The sequence below is a fragment of the Chryseobacterium sp. ISL-6 genome (genome assembly GCF_018613715.1).
GTDB lineage: Bacteria > Bacteroidota > Bacteroidia > Flavobacteriales > Weeksellaceae > Chryseobacterium > Chryseobacterium paludis.
In genome coordinates this window covers 1-23,053 of record NZ_JAGGPT010000009.1, presented here as the reverse complement: position 1 = coordinate 23,053, position 23,053 = coordinate 1, and the positions used below count along the sequence as shown (strand labels likewise).

17 protein-coding genes are annotated in these 23,053 nt (G+C 34.9%); 6 read left to right on the top strand and 11 right to left on the bottom strand.

The genetic code is table 11. The features are described from left to right. The first annotated feature begins 16 nt into the window (after positions 1 to 16). On the top strand, positions 17 to 1,426 hold the full coding sequence (locus J7E44_RS17725) for a pyridoxal phosphate-dependent decarboxylase family protein (protein WP_214831755.1): 1,410 nt from the start codon (positions 17 to 19) through the stop codon (positions 1,424 to 1,426). A gap of 40 nt (positions 1,427 to 1,466) precedes the next feature. On the opposite strand, the gene J7E44_RS17720 is transcribed toward J7E44_RS17725, so the two are convergent. Continuing rightward, positions 1,467 to 2,180: a Dph6-related ATP pyrophosphatase gene (locus J7E44_RS17720; protein WP_214831754.1), complete on the bottom strand. Its 714-nt coding sequence runs from the start codon at positions 2,178 to 2,180 to the stop codon at positions 1,467 to 1,469. A 109-nt stretch (positions 2,181 to 2,289) separates the two neighbouring features. Here J7E44_RS17720 and J7E44_RS17715 point away from each other — a divergent pair, with 109 nt between their 5' ends. Then, positions 2,290 to 5,022 carry a M16 family metallopeptidase gene (locus J7E44_RS17715; RefSeq protein ID WP_214831753.1) on the top strand — a complete coding sequence of 911 codons (2,733 nt, stop codon included), beginning with the start codon at positions 2,290 to 2,292 and terminating at the stop codon, positions 5,020 to 5,022. 81 nt (positions 5,023 to 5,103) lie between these two features. On the opposite strand, the gene J7E44_RS17710 is transcribed toward J7E44_RS17715, so the two are convergent. Beyond that, on the bottom strand, positions 5,104 to 8,451 hold the full coding sequence (locus J7E44_RS17710) for a methylmalonyl-CoA mutase family protein (RefSeq protein ID WP_214831752.1): 3,348 nt from the start codon (positions 8,449 to 8,451) through the stop codon (positions 5,104 to 5,106). A gap of 182 nt (positions 8,452 to 8,633) precedes the next feature. Between J7E44_RS17710 and J7E44_RS17705 the strand changes: the two genes are divergently transcribed. After that, a complete protein-coding gene (locus J7E44_RS17705) occupies positions 8,634 to 8,966 on the top strand; it encodes a hypothetical protein (RefSeq protein ID WP_214831751.1) in 333 nt (110 codons plus the stop codon). On the opposite strand, the gene J7E44_RS17700 is transcribed toward J7E44_RS17705, so the two are convergent. Continuing rightward, positions 8,963 to 10,066 carry a DUF3667 domain-containing protein gene (locus J7E44_RS17700; protein ID WP_214831750.1) on the bottom strand — a complete coding sequence of 368 codons (1,104 nt, stop codon included), beginning with the start codon at positions 10,064 to 10,066 and terminating at the stop codon, positions 8,963 to 8,965. The genes J7E44_RS17705 and J7E44_RS17700 overlap by 4 nt on opposite strands. A gap of 389 nt (positions 10,067 to 10,455) precedes the next feature. Here J7E44_RS17700 and rplM point away from each other — a divergent pair, with 389 nt between their 5' ends. The 3 genes from rplM to rpsB all read left to right on the top strand — a co-directional run bounded on the left by rplM (position 10,456) and on the right by rpsB (position 12,248). Further along, positions 10,456 to 10,911 carry a 50S ribosomal protein L13 gene (gene rplM, locus J7E44_RS17695; RefSeq protein WP_214831749.1) on the top strand — a complete coding sequence of 152 codons (456 nt, stop codon included), beginning with the start codon at positions 10,456 to 10,458 and terminating at the stop codon, positions 10,909 to 10,911. A gap of 5 nt (positions 10,912 to 10,916) precedes the next feature. Continuing rightward, positions 10,917 to 11,303 (top strand): 30S ribosomal protein S9, encoded by a 387-nt coding sequence (gene rpsI, locus J7E44_RS17690; protein WP_072883409.1) that lies wholly within the window; start codon positions 10,917 to 10,919, stop codon positions 11,301 to 11,303. A gap of 183 nt (positions 11,304 to 11,486) precedes the next feature. After that, positions 11,487 to 12,248 carry a 30S ribosomal protein S2 gene (gene rpsB / locus J7E44_RS17685; RefSeq protein WP_214831748.1) on the top strand — a complete coding sequence of 254 codons (762 nt, stop codon included), beginning with the start codon at positions 11,487 to 11,489 and terminating at the stop codon, positions 12,246 to 12,248. Positions 12,249 to 12,322: 74 nt separating this feature from the next. Here the strand turns inward: rpsB and J7E44_RS17680 are convergent, their stop codons facing one another. From J7E44_RS17680 to J7E44_RS17645, 8 genes are all read right to left on the bottom strand, one after another. Next, a complete protein-coding gene (locus J7E44_RS17680; protein ID WP_214831747.1) occupies positions 12,323 to 12,766 on the bottom strand; it encodes a DUF6759 domain-containing protein in 444 nt (147 codons plus the stop codon). Positions 12,767 to 12,830: 64 nt separating this feature from the next. Further along, the gene (locus tag J7E44_RS17675; protein ID WP_214831746.1) at positions 12,831 to 13,427 is read right to left on the bottom strand and encodes a DUF6759 domain-containing protein; all 597 of its coding nucleotides are present in this window, start codon (positions 13,425 to 13,427) and stop codon (positions 12,831 to 12,833) included. Between the two features lie 20 nt (positions 13,428 to 13,447). Then, positions 13,448 to 14,125 carry a tRNA (guanosine(46)-N7)-methyltransferase TrmB gene (trmB, locus tag J7E44_RS17670; protein ID WP_214831745.1) on the bottom strand — a complete coding sequence of 226 codons (678 nt, stop codon included), beginning with the start codon at positions 14,123 to 14,125 and terminating at the stop codon, positions 13,448 to 13,450. 85 nt (positions 14,126 to 14,210) lie between these two features. Continuing rightward, complete coding sequence (locus tag J7E44_RS17665) at positions 14,211 to 14,987, bottom strand: DUF6759 domain-containing protein (RefSeq protein ID WP_214831744.1); 777 nt, start codon at positions 14,985 to 14,987, stop codon at positions 14,211 to 14,213. A gap of 179 nt (positions 14,988 to 15,166) precedes the next feature. Continuing rightward, the gene (locus J7E44_RS17660; protein WP_214831743.1) at positions 15,167 to 15,955 is read right to left on the bottom strand and encodes a hypothetical protein; all 789 of its coding nucleotides are present in this window, start codon (positions 15,953 to 15,955) and stop codon (positions 15,167 to 15,169) included. A gap of 151 nt (positions 15,956 to 16,106) precedes the next feature. Next, positions 16,107 to 19,505 carry an FIDD domain-containing protein gene (locus tag J7E44_RS17655; protein ID WP_214831742.1) on the bottom strand — a complete coding sequence of 1,133 codons (3,399 nt, stop codon included), beginning with the start codon at positions 19,503 to 19,505 and terminating at the stop codon, positions 16,107 to 16,109. Positions 19,506 to 19,617: 112 nt separating this feature from the next. Then, complete coding sequence (locus J7E44_RS17650; RefSeq protein ID WP_214831741.1) at positions 19,618 to 22,452, bottom strand: T9SS type B sorting domain-containing protein; 2,835 nt, start codon at positions 22,450 to 22,452, stop codon at positions 19,618 to 19,620. A 135-nt stretch (positions 22,453 to 22,587) separates the two neighbouring features. Next, a partial coding sequence (locus J7E44_RS17645) for a T9SS type B sorting domain-containing protein (protein ID WP_214831740.1) occupies positions 22,588 to 23,053 on the bottom strand: 466 nt, incomplete at its 5' end.

The following is a 23,053-nucleotide window of genomic DNA, read 5'->3' as shown; positions in this document are numbered from 1 at the left end:
GATTATTAATTCAAATATGAAAACATTCCTGGAAGATGATTGGTCAGAAATTGATCACTTATTAGAAACAATAAAAACACAAGGAGTATCTTATTTAAAAACTTTATCCGACAGAAAGACATCTGTTGATCATAAAATTTCATCTCAAGAAGAATCAGTACCTGAATCCGGATATGGAACAGAAAAAGTATTGGAAATTTTTAATGAAAGATTTGAACCTGTTATTGTTGGATCATCAGGTCCCAGATATTGGGGATTTGTTACAGGAGGAGCTACTCCTGCCTCTATTGCCGGAGACTGGCTAGCTTCTGTATATGATCAGAATACCCAATCGACGAAAGGGCAGGGGGATGTTTCTGCGGTCATAGAAATGGAGACGATCAAATTGATACTTGATCTCTTAGGGCTTCCGGAAAGCTTTTTAGGAGGTTTCGTAACCGGCGCAACGATGTCCAATTTTACCTGTTTGGCAGTAGCAAGACAATGGATTGGGAAAGAAAATGGAAAGGATATTGCAAAAGACGGTATTTCGGTACCTTTCAAGATACTTACCGCCACACCACATTCTTCAAGTTTGAAATCGTTATCTCTCTTGGGAATCGGAAGTGGAAATGTTGTAAAAATTAAAACAATGGAAGGGAATCGGGAAGCGATGTGTATGGATGATCTGGAAAGTAAGATTATAGAATTACATGGTGAACCTTTTATCCTGATTTCAAGCGGTGGAACTGTAAATACAGTAGATTTTGATGATTTTAAAGCGATCAAAGAGCTTAAAAATAAGTATAACTTCTGGTGGCATATAGATGCTGCTTTTGGAGGATTTGCAGCTTGTTCTGATGAAACTAAACATCTCGTGGAAGGCTGGGAGGCTGCAGACAGTATTACAATAGACTGTCATAAATGGTTGAATGTTCCTTATGAAAGTGCTGTTTTTTTCGTAAAAGAACAACACAAAATACTGCAGGTTGAAACTTTTCAGAATTCTAATGCCCCTTATCTGGGTGATCCTCTGGAGAATTTCAGCTATTTAAATTTCTTACCTGAGAATTCAAGAAGATTAAAAGCTTTACCAGCATGGTTTTCAATAATGGCTTATGGCAAAAATGGATATCAGGAAATTGTTGAAAGCAATGTGTCTTTGTCCCAACAATTCGGTAATCTAATTGAGAACAGCACTGACTTTAAGCTTTTAGCTCCGGTAAGACTCAATACGGTTTGTTTTAGTTTGAAAGATAGTGCAGATCAAGATAAGGTTAATGAATTTCTTGAAAGACTTAATAATACCGGAAAGGTATTTATGACTCCCACTTTCTATAATCAGCACAAAGGAATAAGAGCTGCATTTGTTAATTGGAAAACCAGTGAAAAAGATGTGAAGCTGGTATTTGATCTAATGAATGAAATCATGACAACATTTAGATAAAAGATATAATAGCCCCGCAAAATTTCAAAAACAGCGGGGTTTATTTTGAGATCAGATCACAAAACCAGAAAACATAATCACCGTTACTCTCATTATTATTGGTTTTTGGCATTGGATACGTTTTCTTCACAATCTCTCCATCCTCAAATTTAATAGGATTTTTGAATAATGGGCCATCAAAAGTAAACGTATGAAATTCGCCATTTTCTCCACAAGGATCAACATTCTGTGGTAAGTCGGCAATAAACTGTTCATCAATAATTCTTCCGGCAAAGCTTTTATCTAAATAGGTTTCATTCACACAGGTAACAATTGTTTTAAAACCCAGATCTAAAAATTCGTGGATGAGGTTCGTAGTATCTTTTTTCCAAAGTGGAAAGACTACTTCCATGTCAATAGCTTTAAGTTGGTCTTCACGGTATTTTCTTAAATCTTCCAGAAAGATATCTCCAAAAATGGAATACGTTATGCCTTGGGACTTTAGTTCAGACATTGTTTTATTCATAATATCCCGATACTGTTCCATAGAAGGTTCTTTGGGAATTTCCATTTTAATTAAAGGAAACCCGATGCTGGATGCTTGCTGTTCTAAAAGAGAAACATGAACACCATGCATAGAGATCCGCTGATATTCTTCATTGATGCTGGTAAGTAAATAAGCTATATCAAACTTGTTTTCTTTTAAAGTTTTATACAATGCAAGTGCGGAATCTTTTCCACTGCTCCAGTTAAATAGGGCTTTTGGTTTTTTCATTAAATAGTGATATTTTTATGGATTTCTGTAACATTTTGTAAGGCATAGTTGTCTTATAATTAGTGACCAGAAAACTTTTTAAATTTAAACGAAATTAAATAAAAACTAGATGAAAAACTTAGTATTTGGGGCGGCAGTCCTATTTTTTACAGGAAGTATCAGTCCTGTTTTTTCTCAAAATGCTGATGCTCCGAAATTTATCGGTAATACGGAAGGAGTTAAAGAATATACCATTAATAACGGAATGAAGATTCTTTTAATTCCTGATCCTTCGCAAAGCAATATGGTTGTGAATATTGTGTACAATGTAGGATCGAAAGATGAGGGCTATGGTGAAAAAGGGATGGCACATTTACTTGAGCATATGTTGTTCAAGAGTACCAAGAACCTTGGAGATATTAAAAAGCAGCTTTCCGATAAAGGAGGCCAGGCTAACGGGACCACTTGGTATGACAGGACCAATTATTACGAAATTTTCCCTTCCAGTGAGGAAAACCTGAAATGGTCATTACAAATGGAAGCGGATAGAATGATCAATGCTACCATCTTACAAACTGATTTGGATAAAGAATTTTCAGTAGTAAGAAATGAATTTGAAATTGGAGAGAATAATCCTACAAGAGTTATGATACAGAATGTATTTTCCAATGGATATGTTTGGCATAACTATGGAAACAGCACAATAGGAAGTAAGGAAGATATTGAACGTGTAAAAGCGCCTACTTTGCGAAAGTTCTATGAAAAATATTATCAGCCGGATAATGCAACCCTTATTGTTGCCGGAAAGTTTGATGAGAAAAATGCATTAAAATACATTTCAGATTATTTTTCTATTATCAAAAAGCCTACTCGTGAACTGGGCGGAACGTATACAGTAGAGCCTGCTCAAAATGGAGAGAAATACTTTGAGATAAAAAGAAATAATGATCAGCAAATCATAGCTGCAGGTTATCATACATCAGCGTATGCGGATAAAGATTTTGCAGCCTTATCAGCACTTTGTGAAATTCTGACTTCCGATCCTTCAGGATATTTATACAAGAATTTGGTAGAAGCTAAGAAGGTTTCTTCTATCTGGACATTCAGGCCTTCCTTAAGAGATCCCGGAATGATCTATTTTAATTTTGATGTTCCAAAAGATAAAAATCTTGATGAAACCACGAAACTTGTAAGAACGGAATTAGATAGAATTTCATTGATCCAGTTTACGGAAGATGATCTTAAAAGAGCCAAATCAAAATTGGTTAAAGAAATAGAAGATCAGAAAAATAACACCATCAATTTTGCGATCAATCTTACGGAAATTATCGGAGCCGGAAATTACAAATTGAACTTCCTTTACCGGGATAATGTTGAGAACCTAAAACTGGAAGATATCAATAAGGTAGCTAAAAAGTATTTTATAAATAATAACCGTACAATGGGTGTTTTCCGCCCTTCTCCAAATGAAGAAAGAGTTTTCCCAACAGAATTTAGGGATAATCAGATTGCGGATCTGGTAAAAGATTATAAAGGAAGAGCTTTAGAAAAAGAGCCTGCACCTTTTGAAGCTTCAATTGCCAATGTTAAAAAGAATCTTACCGAAGGAAAGCTTTCCAATGGGATGAAATATGGACTTATCAACAAAGAGCTCAAGGGAGATAAAGTTCAGGGGAATTTCCGTTTCAGAATTGGAAATGAAAAAGACCTTCAAGGTAAAGAAGCTATTGCAGGCATTACTGCTGCTTTATTGAAATCCGGAACTAAAACCAGAACAAAAGAGCAGATACAGGATGACTTAGATCAAATGAAATCTTCTGTTTATGCGTATGTTTATGGACAAAATTTAATTATTGGCATCAATACTTATAAACAATATTATCCGAAGGTAATGGCCATTGTACAGGATATATTGACGAATTCAACTTTCCCTGAAAATGAGCTTGGTAAAACCATCACTGAAATCAATACACAGCTGGAAGGACAGCTAAAAGATCCACAGGCTATAGCAAGTAATGAGCTACAAAGACTGGCATCTCCATATCCGAAGACAAGTATTTTTTATGTTGCTTCCTTACAGGAACAAATTGATGAAAATAAAAAAGTGACCAAGGCTCAGGTGACAGATTTCTATCAGAATATGATGGGCGCATCAGATGGCGTTGGAACTTTGATAGGTGCTATTGATCCAAAGCTAGCTTCATCAGAACTAGAAAAGACATTTGGAAAGTTTACCGCCAAATCAAAATTTGTTGAGGTAAAACCTACATTCTTTGAAACAAAAAAACAGGACAAAAACATCATAACCCCAGACAAAGAAAATGCAGTTGCCCTGGGAACTTCAAGTTTCAAAATGACACAGGAACATCCAGATTATCCAGCTTTAGTAATGGCTAACGAGATTTTAGGAAGTGGAGGATTCCTTTCTGCCAGATTACCGATGAGGCTACGGGAAAAAGAAGGGATTTCTTATGGTGTAGGTTCCTATCTCAGTGTTCCTGTTTCGAATGATGTAGCTTCGTGGAATTACTATGCCTATTTGAACCCAACGAAAAGAAATGCTGTAGAAGCGGCTATAAAAGAAGAGGTAAGTAAGGCACTTGCTTCTGGATTTACACAGGCAGAATTAGATTCTAACAAGAAAAGTTATGCCAATGAAAGAACAACAAGTTTAGGATCAGATGGCACTCTTGTTAATCTTGAGAATACAAAACTTCTTTTTGGTGTTCCATTGGAAAGATTTGATGAACAGAATTTAAAAATTCAGAATCTAAAATTATCTGAAGTAAATGCTGCTTTGAAAAAGTATCTTTCTGAAAATAATATTATCTCTATTTTCGCTGGAGATTTTAATAAGAAATAATTCTTTAAATAGACTAAAAAAAGTAAAGCCGTAGATTAATCTGCGGCTTTATTTAATTTATAATTGTCTGTTCAACAGAGATTACATATTTCTTCTGTATTTACCACCCACTTCAAATAAAGCATTGGTGATTTGCCCAAGAGAACAGTATTTCACAGCATCCATCATGACATGGAATAAGTTTTGTTGGTTGATAGCTGCGTACTGTAATGTTTTTAAGGCTGCTTCAGATTTATCTTCATTAGATTTTTGGAAATTGTGAAGGGTTTCAATCTGAACCTGCTTTTCTTCTTCAGTAGAGCGGATAACTTCTCCAGGACGTACTGTTGGCGAACCATCTTTTCCAAGGAAAGTATTAACTCCAATAATAGGATATTCTCCTGTATGTTTCAGCCATTCGTAATGCATAGATTCTTCCTGGATTTTTGAACGTTGATACATGGTTTCCATTGCACCAAGAACACCACCTCTTTCTGTAATTCTGTCAAATTCTGCATAAACAGCTTCTTCAACAAGATCCGTTAATTCCTCAATAATGAACGAACCTTGAAGAGGGTTTTCATTTTTAGCTAAACCTAATTCTTTGTTAATGATCAGCTGAATGGCCATCGCTCTTCTTACAGACTGCTCCGTTGGAGTTGTAATAGCCTCGTCATAAGCATTCGTGTGAAGTGAATTACAGTTGTCATAAATCGCATACAATGCCTGTAGCGTAGTTCTGATATCGTTGAAATCAATCTCCTGAGCGTGAAGAGAACGTCCTGAAGTCTGAATGTGGTATTTCAGCATCTGACTTCTTTCATCAGCACCATATTTTATTTTCATAGCTTTTGCCCAGATTCTTCTTGCTACTCGTCCGATCACTGAATATTCAGGGTCGATACCATTGGAGAAGAAGAAAGATAAGTTAGGAGCAAAATCATTGATGTCCATTCCACGGCTTAAATAATATTCTACATACGTAAAACCATTAGCCAATGTAAATGCCAATTGAGAAACAGGATTAGCTCCAGCTTCAGCAATGTGATATCCTGAAATAGAAACTGAATAAAAGTTTCTTACTTTTTCTGTGATAAAATATTCCTGAACATCACCCATTAACCTTAAGGCGAATTCAGTAGAGAAAATACAAGTATTTTGTGCCTGGTCTTCTTTTAAAATATCAGCCTGAACCGTGCCACGAACTGTAGCAATAGTTTTAGCTTTGATTTCTGCATAAGCTTCAGCCGGAATAACTTCATCTCCTGTGATTCCTAATAGTTTTAAACCTAAACCATTATTAGAAGGTGGAAGTTCTCCATTATATTTTGGTCTTTCTAAACCTTTATCATCAAATTTTGCCTTTAAAACAGCCTCAACCTTCGCTTCAAGTTTATGCTCGGCAATATATTTTTCAACATTCTGATCAATAGCAGCATTCATGAAAAATGCCAACAGCATTGGAGCAGGCCCATTGATGGTCATTGAAACAGAGGTCATAACATTCACTAAATCAAAACCGGAATATAATTTCTTTGCATCATCTAAAGTGGCAATCGAAACCCCTGCATTTCCAATTTTACCATAAATATCTGGTGGTAATGCCGGATCTTGTCCATATAATGTTACAGAGTCGAAAGCTGTTGATAGACGTTTTGCATCCATTTCTGCAGAAACGTAATGGAATCTTCTATTTGTTCTTTCAGGACCTCCTTCTCCCGCAAACATCCTTGTAGGATCTTCTCCAGTTCTTTTAAACGGATAAATTCCTGCTGTATATGGAAAGCTTCCGGGAAGGTTTTCCTGTCCCTTCCATAAAATAAGATCTCCCCAATCCGTATATTTTGGTAAAGCGATTTTAGGAATTTTTAGATGAGATAAAGATTCAGTTGAGGTTTCTACTTTGATTTCCTTTCCACGAACGAAATAAGAAAAGAATTCCTCATGGAAAGCTTTTTTAGTGTCTTCCCAGTTTTTAAGAAAATCGATATTTTCCTGTTGAAGGTCTTTTTCAGCTTTTTGGTATTCGGTGTCTAAAATTTCATTAGTAAGAATATTTTTAACCCCTTCTATATGATACATTTTTCTGGCCAGCTCAGCTTGCTTTATAACATTTGCATCATAATGTTTATTGTTTTCAACAATTTCAGACAGATAGCGAACCCTCTTTGGAGGAATGATCGTTACTTCTTCTGTAATTTCCTGCTCAACGAACCCATTCAGTTTTAGTTCTGAAAACTTGTCATTAACTTTAGAAATTAATCTGTTGTATAGTTCTGTTGTTCCGTGATCATTAAACTGAGATGCCTTCGTTGCATATACCGGCATATCATCTAATGGACTTTCCCATAACAGGTGATTTCTTTGGAACTGTTTTCTTACAGCCTGTAAAGCATCAAGTGCCCCTCGTTTATCAGATTTGTTTAAGGCTACGAGATCCGCATAATCTAACATGTCAATTTTTTCCAACTGTGTTGATGCTCCATATTCAGGAGTCATTACATACATTGAAACATCAGCAAAATCAGATACCTCGGAACCTGACTGCCCAATACCTGAAGTTTCCAGAATAATAACATCAGGATGTGCCAGTTTTAATACATTCAGTGCTGAATGGATAAATGGAGAAACTGAAACGTTATTTTCTCTTGTCGCCATTGAGCGCATATAAACTCTAGGATCATTGATGGCATTCATACGGATTCTATCCCCAAGTAATGCCCCTCCGGTTTTCTTTTTCGAAGGGTCAATAGATATGATCGCTATTTTTTTATCTGTATTGGAACGTAGGAAACGTCTTACTAGTTCATCGGTCAATGAAGATTTCCCGGCACCACCAGTACCTGTAATACCAATAATAGGAATATTAAGATCTTTCGCTTTTTCATCAATAGCTTTTACTAATTCTGGCTTTTCATCAGAAAAGTTTTCAACAGCAGAGATAATTTTAGCAATGCTTGTTGAGTTTTCGAAATTAATTGATTCTAAGTCTTCAACCGTGATGTCTTTTCCGGTTGCAAAATCTGATCTGTTCACAAGATCATCAATCATTCCCTGAAGTCCAAGCTCTCTTCCATCATCCGGAGAGTAGATTCTGTCGATTCCATAAGACATGATGTCTTCAATTTCTTCAGGCAGAATTACACCGCCACCACCACCGAAGATCTTAATCTGTGGAGAGTTTTTTTCTCTTAAAAGATCATAGATATATTTAAAATATTCATTATGACCTCCCTGATAAGAGGTTAAAGCGATAGCATTAGCATCTTCCTGGATAGCTGTATTTACAACTTCCTCTGCTGATTTATCGTGACCAAGGTGGATGACTTCGCAACCAGTTCCCTGAATAACACGACGCATAATATTAATTGCGGCATCATGTCCGTCAAATAATGACGCTGCTGTTACAATTCTTACTTTGTTTTTAGGAGTATATTTTTGGGTTTCCATAAAAAATCTAGAAAATTTCTGAATTCCCAAATATAATAATAATATAGAACATAAGATTTAACTTTATGCTTCTTTAACTCAGGTCATTAGGTGTTTTGATTGAATTAAGCAATCGCTATTTTACGAATATGCTCCTTAGAAATAATAAGTAATTTATTTACTTTTGCATTATATATTATTATATGCAGAAAGCTTTGATTTATTTTGGACTGGGAACTGTGATCAGTTTTCTAATTAATTATTTTTTTTTAAGCAGCGAAAACCTGGGGCTTGATTTCTACTATGCAGCTGCTTTTGGTTTTGCATGGGGATTGGCTTATTATCTGGATACCCCTAATTTTACATTGCCACAAAAATTAGGATTATCTTTTGCAGCAATGGGCGTTTTAGTGCTTATAGGTTTTCTTATTTTTAATTTGCAATTAGCAATTCCTTCTATCCTAAAATTTTCAACTGTTTTTGTAGCCTATTATTTAATAGCCAGTTTTAGAGGAAGTAAGTCTTTGCGTAATTAATGCATCATTATAAAACTGATATAGGTTAATATCATAAGCATTAAAAGTAAACCTATAAAGTTGACGATAAACAGGATCGATCCTTTTAAGATGCTTATTCTCTTGCTATTCTCATAAACCCTGTGATGCGCTATAAAGAAGTAGGCTGAGGTATAAAAGAATAAGGCAGTATAACATAATCCGAAGATAAGTGTTAACACCTTGTAGCTCGGCAATACGGATACCAAATGGCTACCAAGAATAAATATTAACGAACTTAGCAGTAGGAATGAGAAGTAATGAAGTGTGAAAATACCATGGTCGAAATACCACCATTTTTTCTTACTGTGAAATATCCATAGAAAAAAAGCAAAAATAGGTAAGTAAACAAAAAGCGCTTTCGGAACTGAGTGTATAAAAGTTTCCACAAAACGGTTAGTTATTTCTTTCTTGTTAAAGCCTCTGTCCTGCAAAGAAAATATTTTTTCAGCAAAAGGTCTTAAAGAAACATATATTTTGCCTCCATGTATGCTCAGAGAATCATATTGCTTCTTTGTTGTTGCACCTAGAATGGAGAATTTATCTTTAGAACTGCTAAAAACTTTTTTGGTAGAGAGCAAATCTTCAATTTTGTTAACTTTATCAAGTTTGGATATGCTATTATTAATTATAATACTGTCCTCTCCACCTTCTGCGATCATTTCCCGTTTTATGCTGTCTGCTATTTTAGCTACCTGATTTTTTTTCTCTTCTAGATTTTTTTGTGCTGAGTGTTTTTCTGTTTTTTCATGTTCAGTGTCTTCTGATTTTGGGAAAAGAGTAGGAACAAAGAATGTTAAAAAGCTTATGAAGATGTATAGTTTTACAGGCGGCACAAACAATTGTCTTTTACCTGCAAGATATTCTTTGGTTAGCCTTCCTGGGCGTCCTATCAAATATTGTATCGTTTTCCAGAATTGCCCGTCATAATGAGTGAAGTCCTCAATAAAATGGGTGAAAAGAAAATAGAAGGGTTGGCGTGGCTGCGTATTTTCCTGTCCGCAATGTGGGCAGAATCTTTCTTCTACGGTATGTCCGCAATTGAGACAGTTTTTTTCTTCTCTTATTTTTCCGTGACTCATGGTAAGTAAGGCTTTGCGGCAAATATAATTATTTCGAGAATGAAAAATAATTTTTTACATGAAATTAATGTAAATTGTAATTTAATGAATGGTTAAATGATAATAGGATACGGAAATTTTTACGGAAAAGTTAATAAAGTAAGAGTTTAGTAACTAAACTCTTTACTTTATCACCTGTGTTTTTAGAATCTTCTAAAACTTTTTTTTCATCGTATATGATTTTGCAATATCTGTGCCAAGAATATTTTCTATAGATAGAATCTGTCGAATCGTTTAACCTAAACACGTAACCAACATATTAAATTAAATATGTTTTTCCATTACAAATTTAATTTGTATCTTTGCACACCCTTATGGGGAAAATTATGTTTAATCTTTAACTAAAACGTGTGAATACATTAAGTTACAAAACTGTTTCAGCGAACAAAGCTACTGCTAATAAAGAATGGGTTGTGGTAGACGCTGAAGGACAACCTTTAGGAAGACTAGCTTCTAAGGTTGCAAAGATTTTGAGAGGTAAGCACAAAACAAACTTTACACCTCACGTAGATTGTGGTGATAACGTTATTGTTTTGAATGCTGGGAAAATTACGCTTTCCGGAAACAAGTGGGCAGATAAAACTTATATCTGGCATACTGGTTACCCTGGAGGTCAAAAATCTATGACTGCGGCTGAACTTCAAAAGAAAGATTCTTTGAAAGTATTAGAAAAGTCTGTAAAAGGTATGTTACCTAAAAACAGATTAGGTTCTGCTTTATTCAAAAACCTTTATTTATATGAAGGAACTGAACACAAGCACGAAGCTCAACAGCCTAAAACAATTAATATTAACGAATTTAAATAATTAATATGTCTACAGTTCATAAAATTGGTAGAAGAAAAACTTCTGTAGCAAGAGTTTACGTAAAGCCAGGTACTGGTAATATTACAGTAAACGGTAAAGATGCTAAAGAATATTTCTCTACAGACGTAATGGTTTATAAATTAAATCAACCATTTATCCTTTCTGAAACTGTTGGTCAGTATGATGTTACCGTAAATGTTTTCGGTGGTGGAAATACAGGACAAGCAGAAGCTATCAGATTAGGTATTTCAAGAGCTTTATGCGAGATCAACGCTGAGTTCAGATTAGCATTAAAGCCAGCTGGTTTACTTACAAGAGATGCAAGAATGGTGGAAAGAAAGAAGCCAGGTCAGAAAAAAGCAAGAAAGAGATTCCAATTCTCAAAACGTTAATTTTCAGACTTCAGATTCAAGATTTTGGATTTCAGAATTTTTTCAATCTATTATCTTTTATCTAAAATCTATTTATCTAAACAAAAAAATTGCCCGTTACGTTTAGCATCCAAACGCTTCTCCCATCTAAAGAAGTTGTTGATTGTTTAAAAGACGGAAAGTAAACTAACAAAAACAGAAAACATGGCAAAAGCAAATGTAAAAGACCTCCTAGAGGCTGGGGTACACTTCGGTCACATGACTAGAAAGTGGAATCCAAATATGGCTCCGTACATTTTTATGGAGAAAAATGGTATTCACATTGTAGACTTACATAAAACAGCAGTAAAGTTAGATGAGGCTTGTAGCGCTTTAGAAAAACTTACTTCTGCAGGTAAAAAAGTTCTTTTTGTTGCGACTAAGAAGCAAGCAAAAGAAGTTGTTGCTAAGCACGCTTCAGAACTTAATATGCCTTATATTACAGAAAGATGGCCAGGAGGTATGTTAACAAACTTTGTTACTATCAGAAAGGCTGTTAAGAAAATGAACTCTATCGATAAAATGAAAAAAGATGGAACGTTCGAAACTTTATCTAAAAAAGAAAGACTTCAGGTAGACAGACAAAGAGCTAACCTTGAGAAGAACTTAGGTTCTATCTCTGACATGGTTCGTCTTCCTTCTGCTATCTTCGTTGTTGATATCTTAAGAGAACACATCGCTGTAACTGAAGCTAAGAAATTAGGTATTCCAGTTTTCGGTATCGTAGATACTAACTCTGACCCTAGAAAAGTAGATTTCGTTATTCCAGGAAATGATGATGCTTCTAAGTCTATCGATATGATTTTGAACGTTGTTTCTGATTCTATCAGAGATGGTCAATCTCAAAGAAAAGCTGACAAAGAAAAATCTAAAGAAGAAGGAGAAAAAGTATCTGCTGATACAGATGCTGATTTCGATGCAGAATAATTAAAGATTTTCTTTAAAATAAAAAAACCGCTAATTTATTAGCGGTTTTTTTTTAATTCTACTATTCTAATTTGTTAATTAGATAAGGTTATAGAATATGAGCTCGAGATGTATTTTGTGGATTGATATACGGAATTGCATACCATTCCGGATAATTTGTAACTCTGGTTTTTTGGAAGCATTACGGATCCTATTTTATTTGCACCAATAGGTATTTTCTTATAGTAATTATTTCCGCTAATGGTAAGAACCATATTACAGCGGGATTTATTTTCTACAGAGAAGGATGTTTTTGAACTGTCTGAAGAGCCATTTAAGAGATCATTTAGTACATCAGCAGTTTCAGATTTATAAGTCTTTAAAAGCTCATTATACTCCCTTTCTGTATTAACAGATGAAGAAGATGTATTTGAGGTTGGGGGATAGGTCTTTCTAACAGGATAATTATTATAATTAACACTGCAGCTTACTAAGACCAGGGATATTGTTATAGCTGAAAAAATTAATTTCTTTTTCATAAAAAAAAATTTGAATTGTAAATGTAAGAGTTTACTTTTATTTATAAAATTTCTATTTCCCTAGCTAGTCACTATTATTTATAGTTAGAATAATATTTCTTTTGATCTCTTTTTGGGAATTATATTCTACATTACAGACATTGCTTTCAAGTGCATAATTTCCTTTTTCAATTACAATAAAATCTTCGTTATGTGCTGGAATTGCCATATGATAAGAGTTTTCACCCTTAATCTTTAGCACAAGGTTACAGTCAGAGTTGTTTCTGAATAACAGGATCGATTCTTTCCTGGTGGTATCCTCATTAAACATGGTATTCAGGAGCTTAACAGTTTTATCTTTGTGATTTTTGGAACTTTCAAAAATTAATCGTTTAAATTCTTCTGGATCATGGGGATGTCTAGAAGGGATTTCGTTAATAACAGGTCTGGCTTCCATAGGTTTTGCGTCTTTCCTTCCAAGTGTCCATTGCTGATTTTTCAAGACAATTAGCTTGGTTTTTAAAACGTTTCTTTTAGGATCTTCAGGATGTGTGTTTTTAAGATACTCTTCAATTTCTATGATATTTGTGCTTTTTAGAATCTCTCTTTTGTTCTTTTGAGCATTAATGAGAGTGGGAGTTAGAAAAGAGAAGAGTAAGATTGTCAAAATTTTTTTTTTCATCAAATGTTTTTAAAATGGGGTCAGCTTATCCGGAACTTTATATAAGTAATAGTCTTTCCTTTTGCTGAAAAAAGTTCTTCGTAATATGTTTTTATATCTCTTAAGTGTTTTGTGTCTGGATCATATTCTGGAGCTCCATAAATATCGTGGTGAGCAGTAATAATTTCATAACCGGCACCCTGTAAAAACCCTAAAGTATAACCATGCAAAAATTCAGAGTCTGTTTTTAGATGAATAATCCCACCAGGTTTTAAGAATTTTTTATAACGATCCAGAAAATCGGGATGAGTAAGTCTGTGTTTTGTACGCCTGTATTTGATTTGTGGATCAGGGAAGGTGATCCATATTTCGTCTACTTCGTTTTCGGCAAAGAAGTTATCAACTAATTCTATTTGAGACCTAAGGAATGCGACATTGGACATATTGTTTTCAACAGCTTCTTTAGCTCCGAACCAAAATCTTGCACCCTTGATATCTATCCCTATGAAATTCTTTTCAGGGAAAGCTTTAGCAAGACCTACAGAGTATTCTCCTTTTCCACATCCTAGCTCAAGAACAATAGGATTGTCATTCTTGAAGAAATTTGTTCTCCACTTTCCTTTGAGTTCAAAACTAGTTAAAGCTTCTTCCCTTGTCGGTTGAATAACATTAGGTAATATCTTGTTTTCTTCGAATCTTGCTATTTTATTTTTGCCCATGAGTATAAATGAAAATCTGGCAAAAATAACAAAATTAAAGTAAAATATAGTGCTTTTAGATATAAAAGAGACACCGCTATTTTGTTTATTTAGGGTCAGAAGAGCCTAAGGCAACAAGTAAGGGCTTTTGAATTGTTTTTTGAGAAGCGTATTGAGCTCCACAAACAATACTGGTAAAGAGATAGTCGCCTTTGTCTATGACAATTGAACTTTCGTTATGAGCAGGAACAGCAAGTCTGTATTTAGTAATACCAACTCCTTCCATTCTTACGATAATGTTACAATCAGATTTGTTCTCGATAAGAACAATACAGTCCTTGCTCATGGGATCGTTGTCAAAAAGAGAGTTCAATATTTTCACTGTCTTATTTTTATGCTCAACAGGAGAGACACTCATCAACATATTGAATTCTTCAGCTTCAGCATCGGGAATAGCAACTGTATTTGATGATGCATTTACAACAATAGCGTTTTGGGCATTACTTGGGGTATATATTACTGTAGATTGTTTGGCTGCTAGTTCTGCTTTATATTTTGCTATTTGTTTTTGCTTAATGATGGCATTCATTTCATCAAAAGTGATCTTGGTAGAGGGTCTCCTTTTTAGCAAGGCAAGCATTTCCTGCATTTCTTTAACCTTTTGATCTGCAGGATGGGCGTTTTTTATATATTCCGCCATCATATCCATTACTTTTGGCTTTAGTACTGATCTACGTGGATCGTCTGGGTGAGCATCTCTTAGAAAAGCATTTATTTCATAAATGTTTTTACTTTTTATGATATTAGTATAGTCTTTTCCTTTTTTTTGGGCAGAGAGACTAAAGCACATAATTGTACAAAAAGATAAAAGCAACTTTTTCATTCAACAAATATTAAGTTAAAAATTTGGTGTTTCTCCTTAATTTGTGTTCGGGCCAGTTAGTTTTAAATATGATAACGAACTAAAAATGTTTTTATTTTAAACACAAGTTCGTGAGATAAATTTAAGAATATATATTCAAGCAAACAATAATTTTAAGCAATCTCTAAAAAATATGCCTTTTATTTTATAATATCCTGAAGATGAGAGTTTCTCAGTCTTCTCTGATAGATAGGTAAATACTTTTCAATTGGAATTTTTACAGCTTCAAAATTTCCAGCCTGTATATATGGCTGTATATTTTCAGAAGAATAAACGAATTGCAAGAAGTTATCAATTAGATTTTCCGGGATTTTAAATTTCACAAAATAATCCTTACCTAAATAATTTTTTATCTGAGTAACTGAATTATTCATGTTTTCATAAGCTACATAACGTTGTTGCTTTTTTCTTTCACCAGATAAGATATCATAAATACTTTCCAGACTGAAAGTCAATCCGCCATCGCGTAGCCCTGCCACAGGAAGTTGAGGGGGATTTCCATCTCCTTTGGGCTCTGGTAGACCAATTACTTTTTTCAGTTCGAGGGCTTTGTCTTTTTTAGCTATTGCATTTACATCATATCTTAAATTCCCAGTTGGTTTAAATCTGCTGATAACAACTTCCTGAATATCATGATAAGCAATTTTTAATTCAATTAAGCTTTTAGGACCAAACATTTGAGGGGTAAGCTGAATATCTTTTCTTTCTGTAACAATAGAAGTGAAACGGATGATATCACCAGGGTTAGCCTGGATATTAAAATCTCCATTGTAATCTGTAAGAACGGTTCTCTGTGTATTAAGATTTGTTACATAAACCTGATTAAGATATAGTATTGAATTATCTCTGAGAAATACTTCCCCGGAATAGACTTGAGCGTTGATTTTTGCCAGAAAAACCAGCAGCAATAGAGTAATAAGTTTCTTCATATATTGGGGCAAAATTACACAGAATTACATCAATTTATACCTATATAGATAGTGAAAACAGGTTAAAGTTATATTAAACTTTGGTTCATAATTGTTAATGAATGTTATAACATTATTGTTTTAGCATTTTTTATAAGGATGAGATTCTTGATTATCTATTTTTAACCAATAGCCAGCTTGAATATTTTACGGTAGTACTGGCTCCGAATTCAGTCCAGCTGATCGTATACCAGTAGGTTGCTGTATTCACTGGCCTGCCACCTAATTTTCCATCCCAAGTGTAACGATTTGATGAATTGCCACGGAAAATTTCTGCACCATATCTGTCATATATTCTAAACTCAATATTTTCCTTAGTCATTAATGCAGAGTAATCTATTCCATCATTATGGCCATCATCGTTTGGAGTAATCGTGTTGATAAGGTTTATGATGGTAAAAGGTCTTTGAACATCTTCACACCTTTTAGAATCTCTTACATAGGCAATATAGCTGCCTCTAGGTAAGTTTTGAAAAACATTTGAAGTTTGCCATGTAGTTCCATCTAATGAATACTCATACGGTGGTGTTCCCCCGCTTGCTCCAATAGTTACAGTACTACCATTAATATCTATTGAAATAATGGCTGGAGATTGGGATTCAACAACATTTACAAATTGTCTGTATGTACAGCCATTATATTTTAGGTCAACCCAATAGCTGCCGGCAGGAATGTTGGAAATCGATTGAGTAGTGGCTCCTGTACTCCAAAGATAACTTTCAAAACCTGGACCTGCATCCAATATAGTTCTTGTTTTAGGGCAGATAATTTGATCAGTCAGGAGATCAGATTTTCTCGGAGTTTTAATGGTGATGATAATCTTTCCTATTTGGGCACAAACTCCGGATTTTTCAAATCTTACATATATCGTTTGGGTACCCGTTATGGTTGCTGGGTTAGTAATTGGGCTGATATCATTCTGAGCATCCGAAAGACTTCCATGAAAACTTACTGTTACTAGTGGATCAGCAGTAAACTGACTGATATATTGGGATAGGTTAACCTGTTTAATTCCATCTAGATCATCATCGCAATAGTTTTCTGTTACGGTGTCTTTTATCAGCGGGATCCTGGCACCAATTACGAAATTCAGAGGCTGAATAACTTTTGCACATCCATCAGGGGAATCTACTCTTATAAATATGGTTGTTGAGGCACTAAAACTCCATGTATTGGGTAGTGTACTTGTGTTTCCAGCGTCGGCATCAGCAAAATTAGCATAATATCGGACGTTTGGGAAGTAGGTGCTGTTAGTTAAAACCAACGGTGTAATGTTGGGTAGGATAACCGTTACAATGCCATCAAAATTATCATCACAAAAAGTACCTGTATAATTTTGTAGGACAATTGCCACAGGATATAAATTGAGTGTTATTTTAGCAATACTCTTACATCCCAAATTATTTTTTACAACAGCATATACAATAGTACCATTTGGTGCCGAATAGGTGTTGGGGGTTGTTATCAGTGCTGCCGCATTTTCTGTTTGTGCATCGATAAGAGTAGGATAGTATGTGATTGTTACCGGGGTATTTGTGGTAACATTTGCTAATGTAAGATTAAATGTTCCCAGCCCATTAATATTGCAGACAGATAAACTTGTATCCGTTACAGTAATAACTTTGATATTTATTGTTACAGTTACGGTTTCACAATCTGGAAAATCTGGATCATTACCGCAAAATGTATATGTAAAAGTGTCAGTTCCGGCAGTTCCTGGGTTGGTAACATTGTAAGTGATAACACCAGTGGTAGGATTTATAGTTGCTGTTCCTGAAGTAGGGGGTGTTGTAATAGCTATTGTGGATACAACCGGAGCTTGTGGTGAATTGGTAAAAGCCGGAGTTATCACATGACTTGTACAAACATCATAAGTAGCAGTAGTTTGATTGGTACAATTTAAAACTTTATATGGCAGGGTAATTAGAGGGGCACAACTTCCCATAGTAACTGCACAAGTGTAATTTCCTGATTGTGTTGGAATATACGTTATTCCTGTAGCTCCCGGAATAATGGCTCCATTTCTGTACCACTGATAGGCATTGTAAATTGTTGGATCTACCGTAAGGACAATTCCGGGAACACAATCTCCTCCTGATTTTAAAATAACCGGCTGAGTTGGGAAACCCGCAAAAAAGCCTCCGTATCCTACTGCGTCGCTTCCAGCATTAATACCGGCAGTAATAGCCTTATCAGAAACGACCGTAATCGTTCCGGTAACATTAGGAATTCCATAAGTGACCCAATTGTTTGTACCTGTCATATTAAATGGACCAGTTGTAGTTGGAGGAGTAATACCATTTACCGTTACATTTGCTCCTCTTTCTGTAATTAGATTTAGCTTTGTTGGAATGTTGAGAATCCCATTCGGATTAATATTGGAGTGAACAAAATTTTCATCAATAAAACCGAGCTCATTAATTTGTTTTGGTAAGTAACAATTTAAGGCTGGAATGAAATTAAAACCACCTGTTGCAACTTCATCACCTGCAACAGAAGTTCCTGCTAACATCTGATATATATAAGCGTTTTTTGAGGTTCTGATGTATAAGTTATAATGATTATTTCCCTGCAATTGATATTTACTATCCGGGATCACAAAATATTGTCCTGTATTTAGGGTTGTAATAGGAATTAATTCATTATTAACAAGAACCTGAGTGTTATCTTCGGTTGCAATTACAAGTACCTCTTCCATATTTGCACCGAGATTTCCATTTCCTTTTACAAGGGCAAATTCATTACCAAGCCTTTCAACGGGGACGGACTGGTCCATTAAAATATCAGAACTTGTAAGAAAGTTTCCGGCATATTGGCCATTAAAATTACCATTGGTAATGTTGACTGGTTTATTAGCAACTATTTTAGCTCCTATAAAACCATCGGAGTTTCCTGTAATATCTCCTATACCATCAATAATGTATGATTTACCTTTATTAAGAGTGAAAGTCATGACCGGATTACTTGCCCCTGTTGTTCCATTTGAGAATTGTACAACTGGTTTATATCCTGATATGGTAACTGTAGTATTATCTTCTGTTGCCAGAATACTTGTCATGAAATTTAGGATGGGATTATTGACGCTAAGTGGTGCATTTGCAGCATAGAAGACTTTTCCAGTGGATGGAATACCTTTCGAAGTAATAATCTCGGCATGATTAAATACAGAGAATCTTAAATTAGCATAAAACGGAAATTCAGCTTTTAAGTAAAGTCCTTTTGACGTAGGAGTAAAGAGATCCGTTTGTTGGGTAGTGATAATGTAATCTCTTAGTACATCAAATTTCTGAGGGTTATTCTTGCTTATATTTACTGTGCCAATCAAAACATTATTGTTATAAATACTAACCGGAAACGATGTTATTCGATTGGTAGATAAATACAAATTTTGATACGGATTGGGATTACCTGTTCTATCTACCATTGGAGCAAACCAGTGTTCCCTGTCTAATTGTGCAAAAGCAGACGTGAAAATATAAAATATTAATAGAAAAGATAGAGTTTTCTTCATTTAGCGCTAGCTTTTAACGCAAATTTAATAATAAAAAGCATTAATATGTTGAAAAAACAATAAAAAAACCACGATTTCAAATCGTGGTTTTTTTATAGATATTTTAAAACTGTTATTCCCTGTTTTTTACCAAGATCCAGCCTGAATATTTTATAGGTGTTTGCCTTTTATTTGGTTCACTCCAGCTTATATCAAACCAGTAGTTTCCAGTAGATACTCTTTTGCTTCCATTTGTTGTACCATTCCATTTATATCCATTAAGTTTATTTCCCTCATGGATTTTAGCACCATACCTGTCATAAATATTGAATGTTAAATTAGGCTTGTATGATAATGATGAATAGTCAATAAAATCGTTCACTCCATCATCATTCGGAGTAATTACATTCACTAAATTAGGAACAGTGATACTTACATTAATGGGATCGCAGTCATAAGCGTCCTTAACATAAACAGTAGCATCACCCCGCGGAATATTATTGAATATATTAGAGTCCTGCCAGTTGATATTGTCTATAGAATATTTATATGGAGATGTTCCACCTAAAGCATACACTGTAACTGTATTGCTTGTAATATCAATATTTGAAATAACAGGTTGCTCTGATGCATAGACGTTTACTGTTTGTAATGTTGTACATTCTCCTGTTTTTAATTTTACCCAATAAGTTCCCACTCCAACGTTGGTTATGGATTGTGTATTTGCTCCGGTACTCCACTCATAAGTGTTGAATCCAGGACCAGCATCAAGAGTTGTCTTATCTTCCATACAGATAATTTTGTCAACCAACACTGCAGATTTTATAGGAGCCATAACAGTAAGCGTTACTTCGGCAACTTTATAACATCCATTAGCATTAATTACCTTAATATATACTACACCGGTTGGAGCAATATATGTAATCGGGTTTGTAATTTCATTTGTGCCGTTAATAGCATCAGTTGGAGATGGATAATATTTTTTCGTAATTCCAGTTTGTGAAGTTACTCCTGCTGTTGTAAGGTTAAACAGACCCGTCGCAGGGTTTTGTTCAAGAAAACAAGTTCTTAGAGCAGCATTATTAACAACTGGTGTAGCAGACACGGTTAAACTCAATGTTATCTGCTCACAATCGATAAATTCAGGAGCATTTCCACAGAACTTATAGACAAGAGTATCCGGACCGAAATAACCGAAATTAGGAACGTAAGTAATGACTCCAGTTACAGGATCAATAGTTGCAGCTCCATTAGTAGGCGGGGTAACAATCGTTACTGTTCCGGGAACATATGTTTGGGTTGAATTTGTAAATTCTGGAACAATTGCCTGATAGCCTTCGCAAAGTGTTATTGCTTTAGTAGATTGTTCAAGACAAGAGAATACTTTATAAACAGGAGTTGTTGCCGGTGGACAACTTCCTACAGTAATTCTTACAGAGTAATTCCCTGATTGAGTTGGAGTATATGAATTGCTTGTAGCGCCAGGAATCGGATTTCCGTTCAATGACCATTGATAAGTTTCAAAACTATCATCAACTTCTAGTACAATTCCAGGAATACAGTCCCCTGTTTGTTTGGCAATTACCGGAATAGATGAGAATCCTGCGAAATATCCGCCATAACCTGCTGTATTATACCCACCGTTGATTCCAGCAGTTACTGCCTTAGTAGATGTAATTGTCACATTGCCTGTGATACCTTGTATCCCGTAAGTTACCCATTGTGTATTTCCTGTAAGAGGAAATGGGCCCTGCGCTGCAGTAGGTGTTGTACCATTTACTGTTACAGCTGCACCGGCCTCGGTTAGAATATTGAGTTTTAAAGTAACATTACCAGTATAGGTTGGCATTTCCTGAATTTTACCAATCTCATCAATTTTTCGGGGTAAGAAACAATTTAAAGGTGGAATGTAATTGTATCCTCCCGTATTGTTGGCATTTCCAGAACCTATTAATTGATATAAGTATACATTTTTAGTAGTTCGGATGTAGATGTTTGAGTGTCCTCCAGTTTGAGTAACATAAGCATTTGCTAAAATTCTATAATAGTCTCCTTCGTTAATTGTTGCTACAGGTGTTGTCCCGGCATTAAGGTAAATTTCCGTATTGTTTTGTGTTGCGATGATAATTCCACCTTCCATATTATCACTACTGGTAGAGATACTTTTAACCATGGCAAATTCATTTCCAAGACGATTAGTAGGCACTGATTGATCCATAATCAGGTCTGAGCCGTCAGGAAAATCTCCTGCAGCAATAGTGGCGTAGAATCCATTAGAATTACCATTAGTGACAGATACTGGTTTGCTAGCAACTATTTTGGCTCCTATGAAGCCACTTTGGTTTGCTGCTGAATCTCCAAGTCCTGCCAGAATATAAGACTGTCCTTTATTTAAATTAACAGTCATAGAAAGTGGAGGAGTTGTATTGTTAATAAATTGTATGTTCGGATCATATCCTGAAACGGTTACAGTTGTATTATCTTCTGTTGCCATTATTCCAGTAGTGAAATTATTAGATGTTGAATTTACTGTCATTGGAGTGGCAGCAGCGTAGAATTCAGTTCCAATGCCGGCTTTTCCTTTTGAAGTGACAATCTCTCCGTGAGAGCTATTGTAAATTCTTAGTGAAGTAAAATAAGGTTTATCACCTTTGGTGTAAACACCGAGATTAGTTGGAACAGCTGCGCTTGAAGAACTTGTTGTTCTGATATACTGTGCTCCTAGTGCAAAAGACTGAGGATTATTTTTACTAATAGTAACAGTTCCTATAACAACATTGTTACTGTAAATTTTCACATCAAAAGGAGTAGTGGAATCTGTAGAAAAATACAGGCCATGTGTATAGTTAGTTGCTGATGTGGAGGAGTTATCAAAATAAGGAGCAAACCAATGGTCTGTATCTCTTTGTGCAAAAAGCGTGTTAAGTGTAATTAAAAATAAAAATAAACTGAGTAGATATTTTTTCATTGATATGGGAATTATGATTGTTTGCAAAAGTAGTAGATTATTTGATAAATCATAATATGTTTTTATAAAATTGCACGCAATAATAGAAAAAAACAAGGGTATAGGTTCACTGTTTAAAAGCTTTGTAATTCGGGATTAATTTCTGTTTTTAACTAAAATCCAACCTGTATATTTTATTGGAGTTTTTTCTTTGTTGGGTTCATTCCAATTAATATGATACCAATAGGTTCCAGTCACAACTTTTTTATCAGAATGTTTACCATCCCATTTATAATTATTGAATTTATCACCAGTGAATATTTTATTACCATACCGGTCATAAATAACGAAGCTTAAATTTCCTTTGTAAGCAAGTGCGCTGTAATCGATATAGTCGTTGATATTATCATCATTAGGAGTTATGGCGTTGATCAGGTTAAGTACAGTAATTTCAGCAGAAATCGGTGCGCAGTTATTGACATCTTTAACAAAGAAAGTATGCTGTCCTCTTGTAAGGTTTGTAAATACATTAGAATCCTGCCAATTTGAAGTTCCGTCTACTGCATATTTGTAAGGAGCAGTTCCTCCATTTACAATGACTGTTGCTGTAGTATTTGAGATC

Excerpts from the sequence above, each read along its gene's own strand:
- J7E44_RS17725 (WP_214831755.1), top strand. The coding sequence starts at position 17 with ATGAAAACATTCCTGGAAGATGATTGGTCAGAAATTGATCACTTATTA.
- J7E44_RS17720 (WP_214831754.1), bottom strand. The coding sequence starts at position 2,180 with ATGAAAAAACCAAAAGCCCTATTTAACTGGAGCAGTGGAAAAGATTCC.
- J7E44_RS17715 (WP_214831753.1), top strand. The coding sequence starts at position 2,290 with ATGAAAAACTTAGTATTTGGGGCGGCAGTCCTATTTTTTACAGGAAGT.
- J7E44_RS17710 (WP_214831752.1), bottom strand. The coding sequence starts at position 8,451 with ATGGAAACCCAAAAATATACTCCTAAAAACAAAGTAAGAATTGTAACA.
- J7E44_RS17705 (WP_214831751.1), top strand. The coding sequence starts at position 8,634 with ATGCAGAAAGCTTTGATTTATTTTGGACTGGGAACTGTGATCAGTTTT.
- J7E44_RS17700 (WP_214831750.1), bottom strand. The coding sequence starts at position 10,066 with ATGAGTCACGGAAAAATAAGAGAAGAAAAAAACTGTCTCAATTGCGGA.
- rpsI (WP_072883409.1), top strand. The coding sequence starts at position 10,917 with ATGTCTACAGTTCATAAAATTGGTAGAAGAAAAACTTCTGTAGCAAGA.
- rpsB (WP_214831748.1), top strand. The coding sequence starts at position 11,487 with ATGGCAAAAGCAAATGTAAAAGACCTCCTAGAGGCTGGGGTACACTTC.
- J7E44_RS17680 (WP_214831747.1), bottom strand. The coding sequence starts at position 12,766 with ATGAAAAAGAAATTAATTTTTTCAGCTATAACAATATCCCTGGTCTTA.
- J7E44_RS17675 (WP_214831746.1), bottom strand. The coding sequence starts at position 13,427 with ATGAAAAAAAAAATTTTGACAATCTTACTCTTCTCTTTTCTAACTCCC.
- trmB (WP_214831745.1), bottom strand. The coding sequence starts at position 14,125 with ATGGGCAAAAATAAAATAGCAAGATTCGAAGAAAACAAGATATTACCT.
- J7E44_RS17665 (WP_214831744.1), bottom strand. The coding sequence starts at position 14,987 with ATGAAAAAGTTGCTTTTATCTTTTTGTACAATTATGTGCTTTAGTCTC.
- J7E44_RS17660 (WP_214831743.1), bottom strand. The coding sequence starts at position 15,955 with ATGAAGAAACTTATTACTCTATTGCTGCTGGTTTTTCTGGCAAAAATC.
- J7E44_RS17655 (WP_214831742.1), bottom strand. The coding sequence starts at position 19,505 with ATGAAGAAAACTCTATCTTTTCTATTAATATTTTATATTTTCACGTCT.
- J7E44_RS17650 (WP_214831741.1), bottom strand. The coding sequence starts at position 22,452 with ATGAAAAAATATCTACTCAGTTTATTTTTATTTTTAATTACACTTAAC.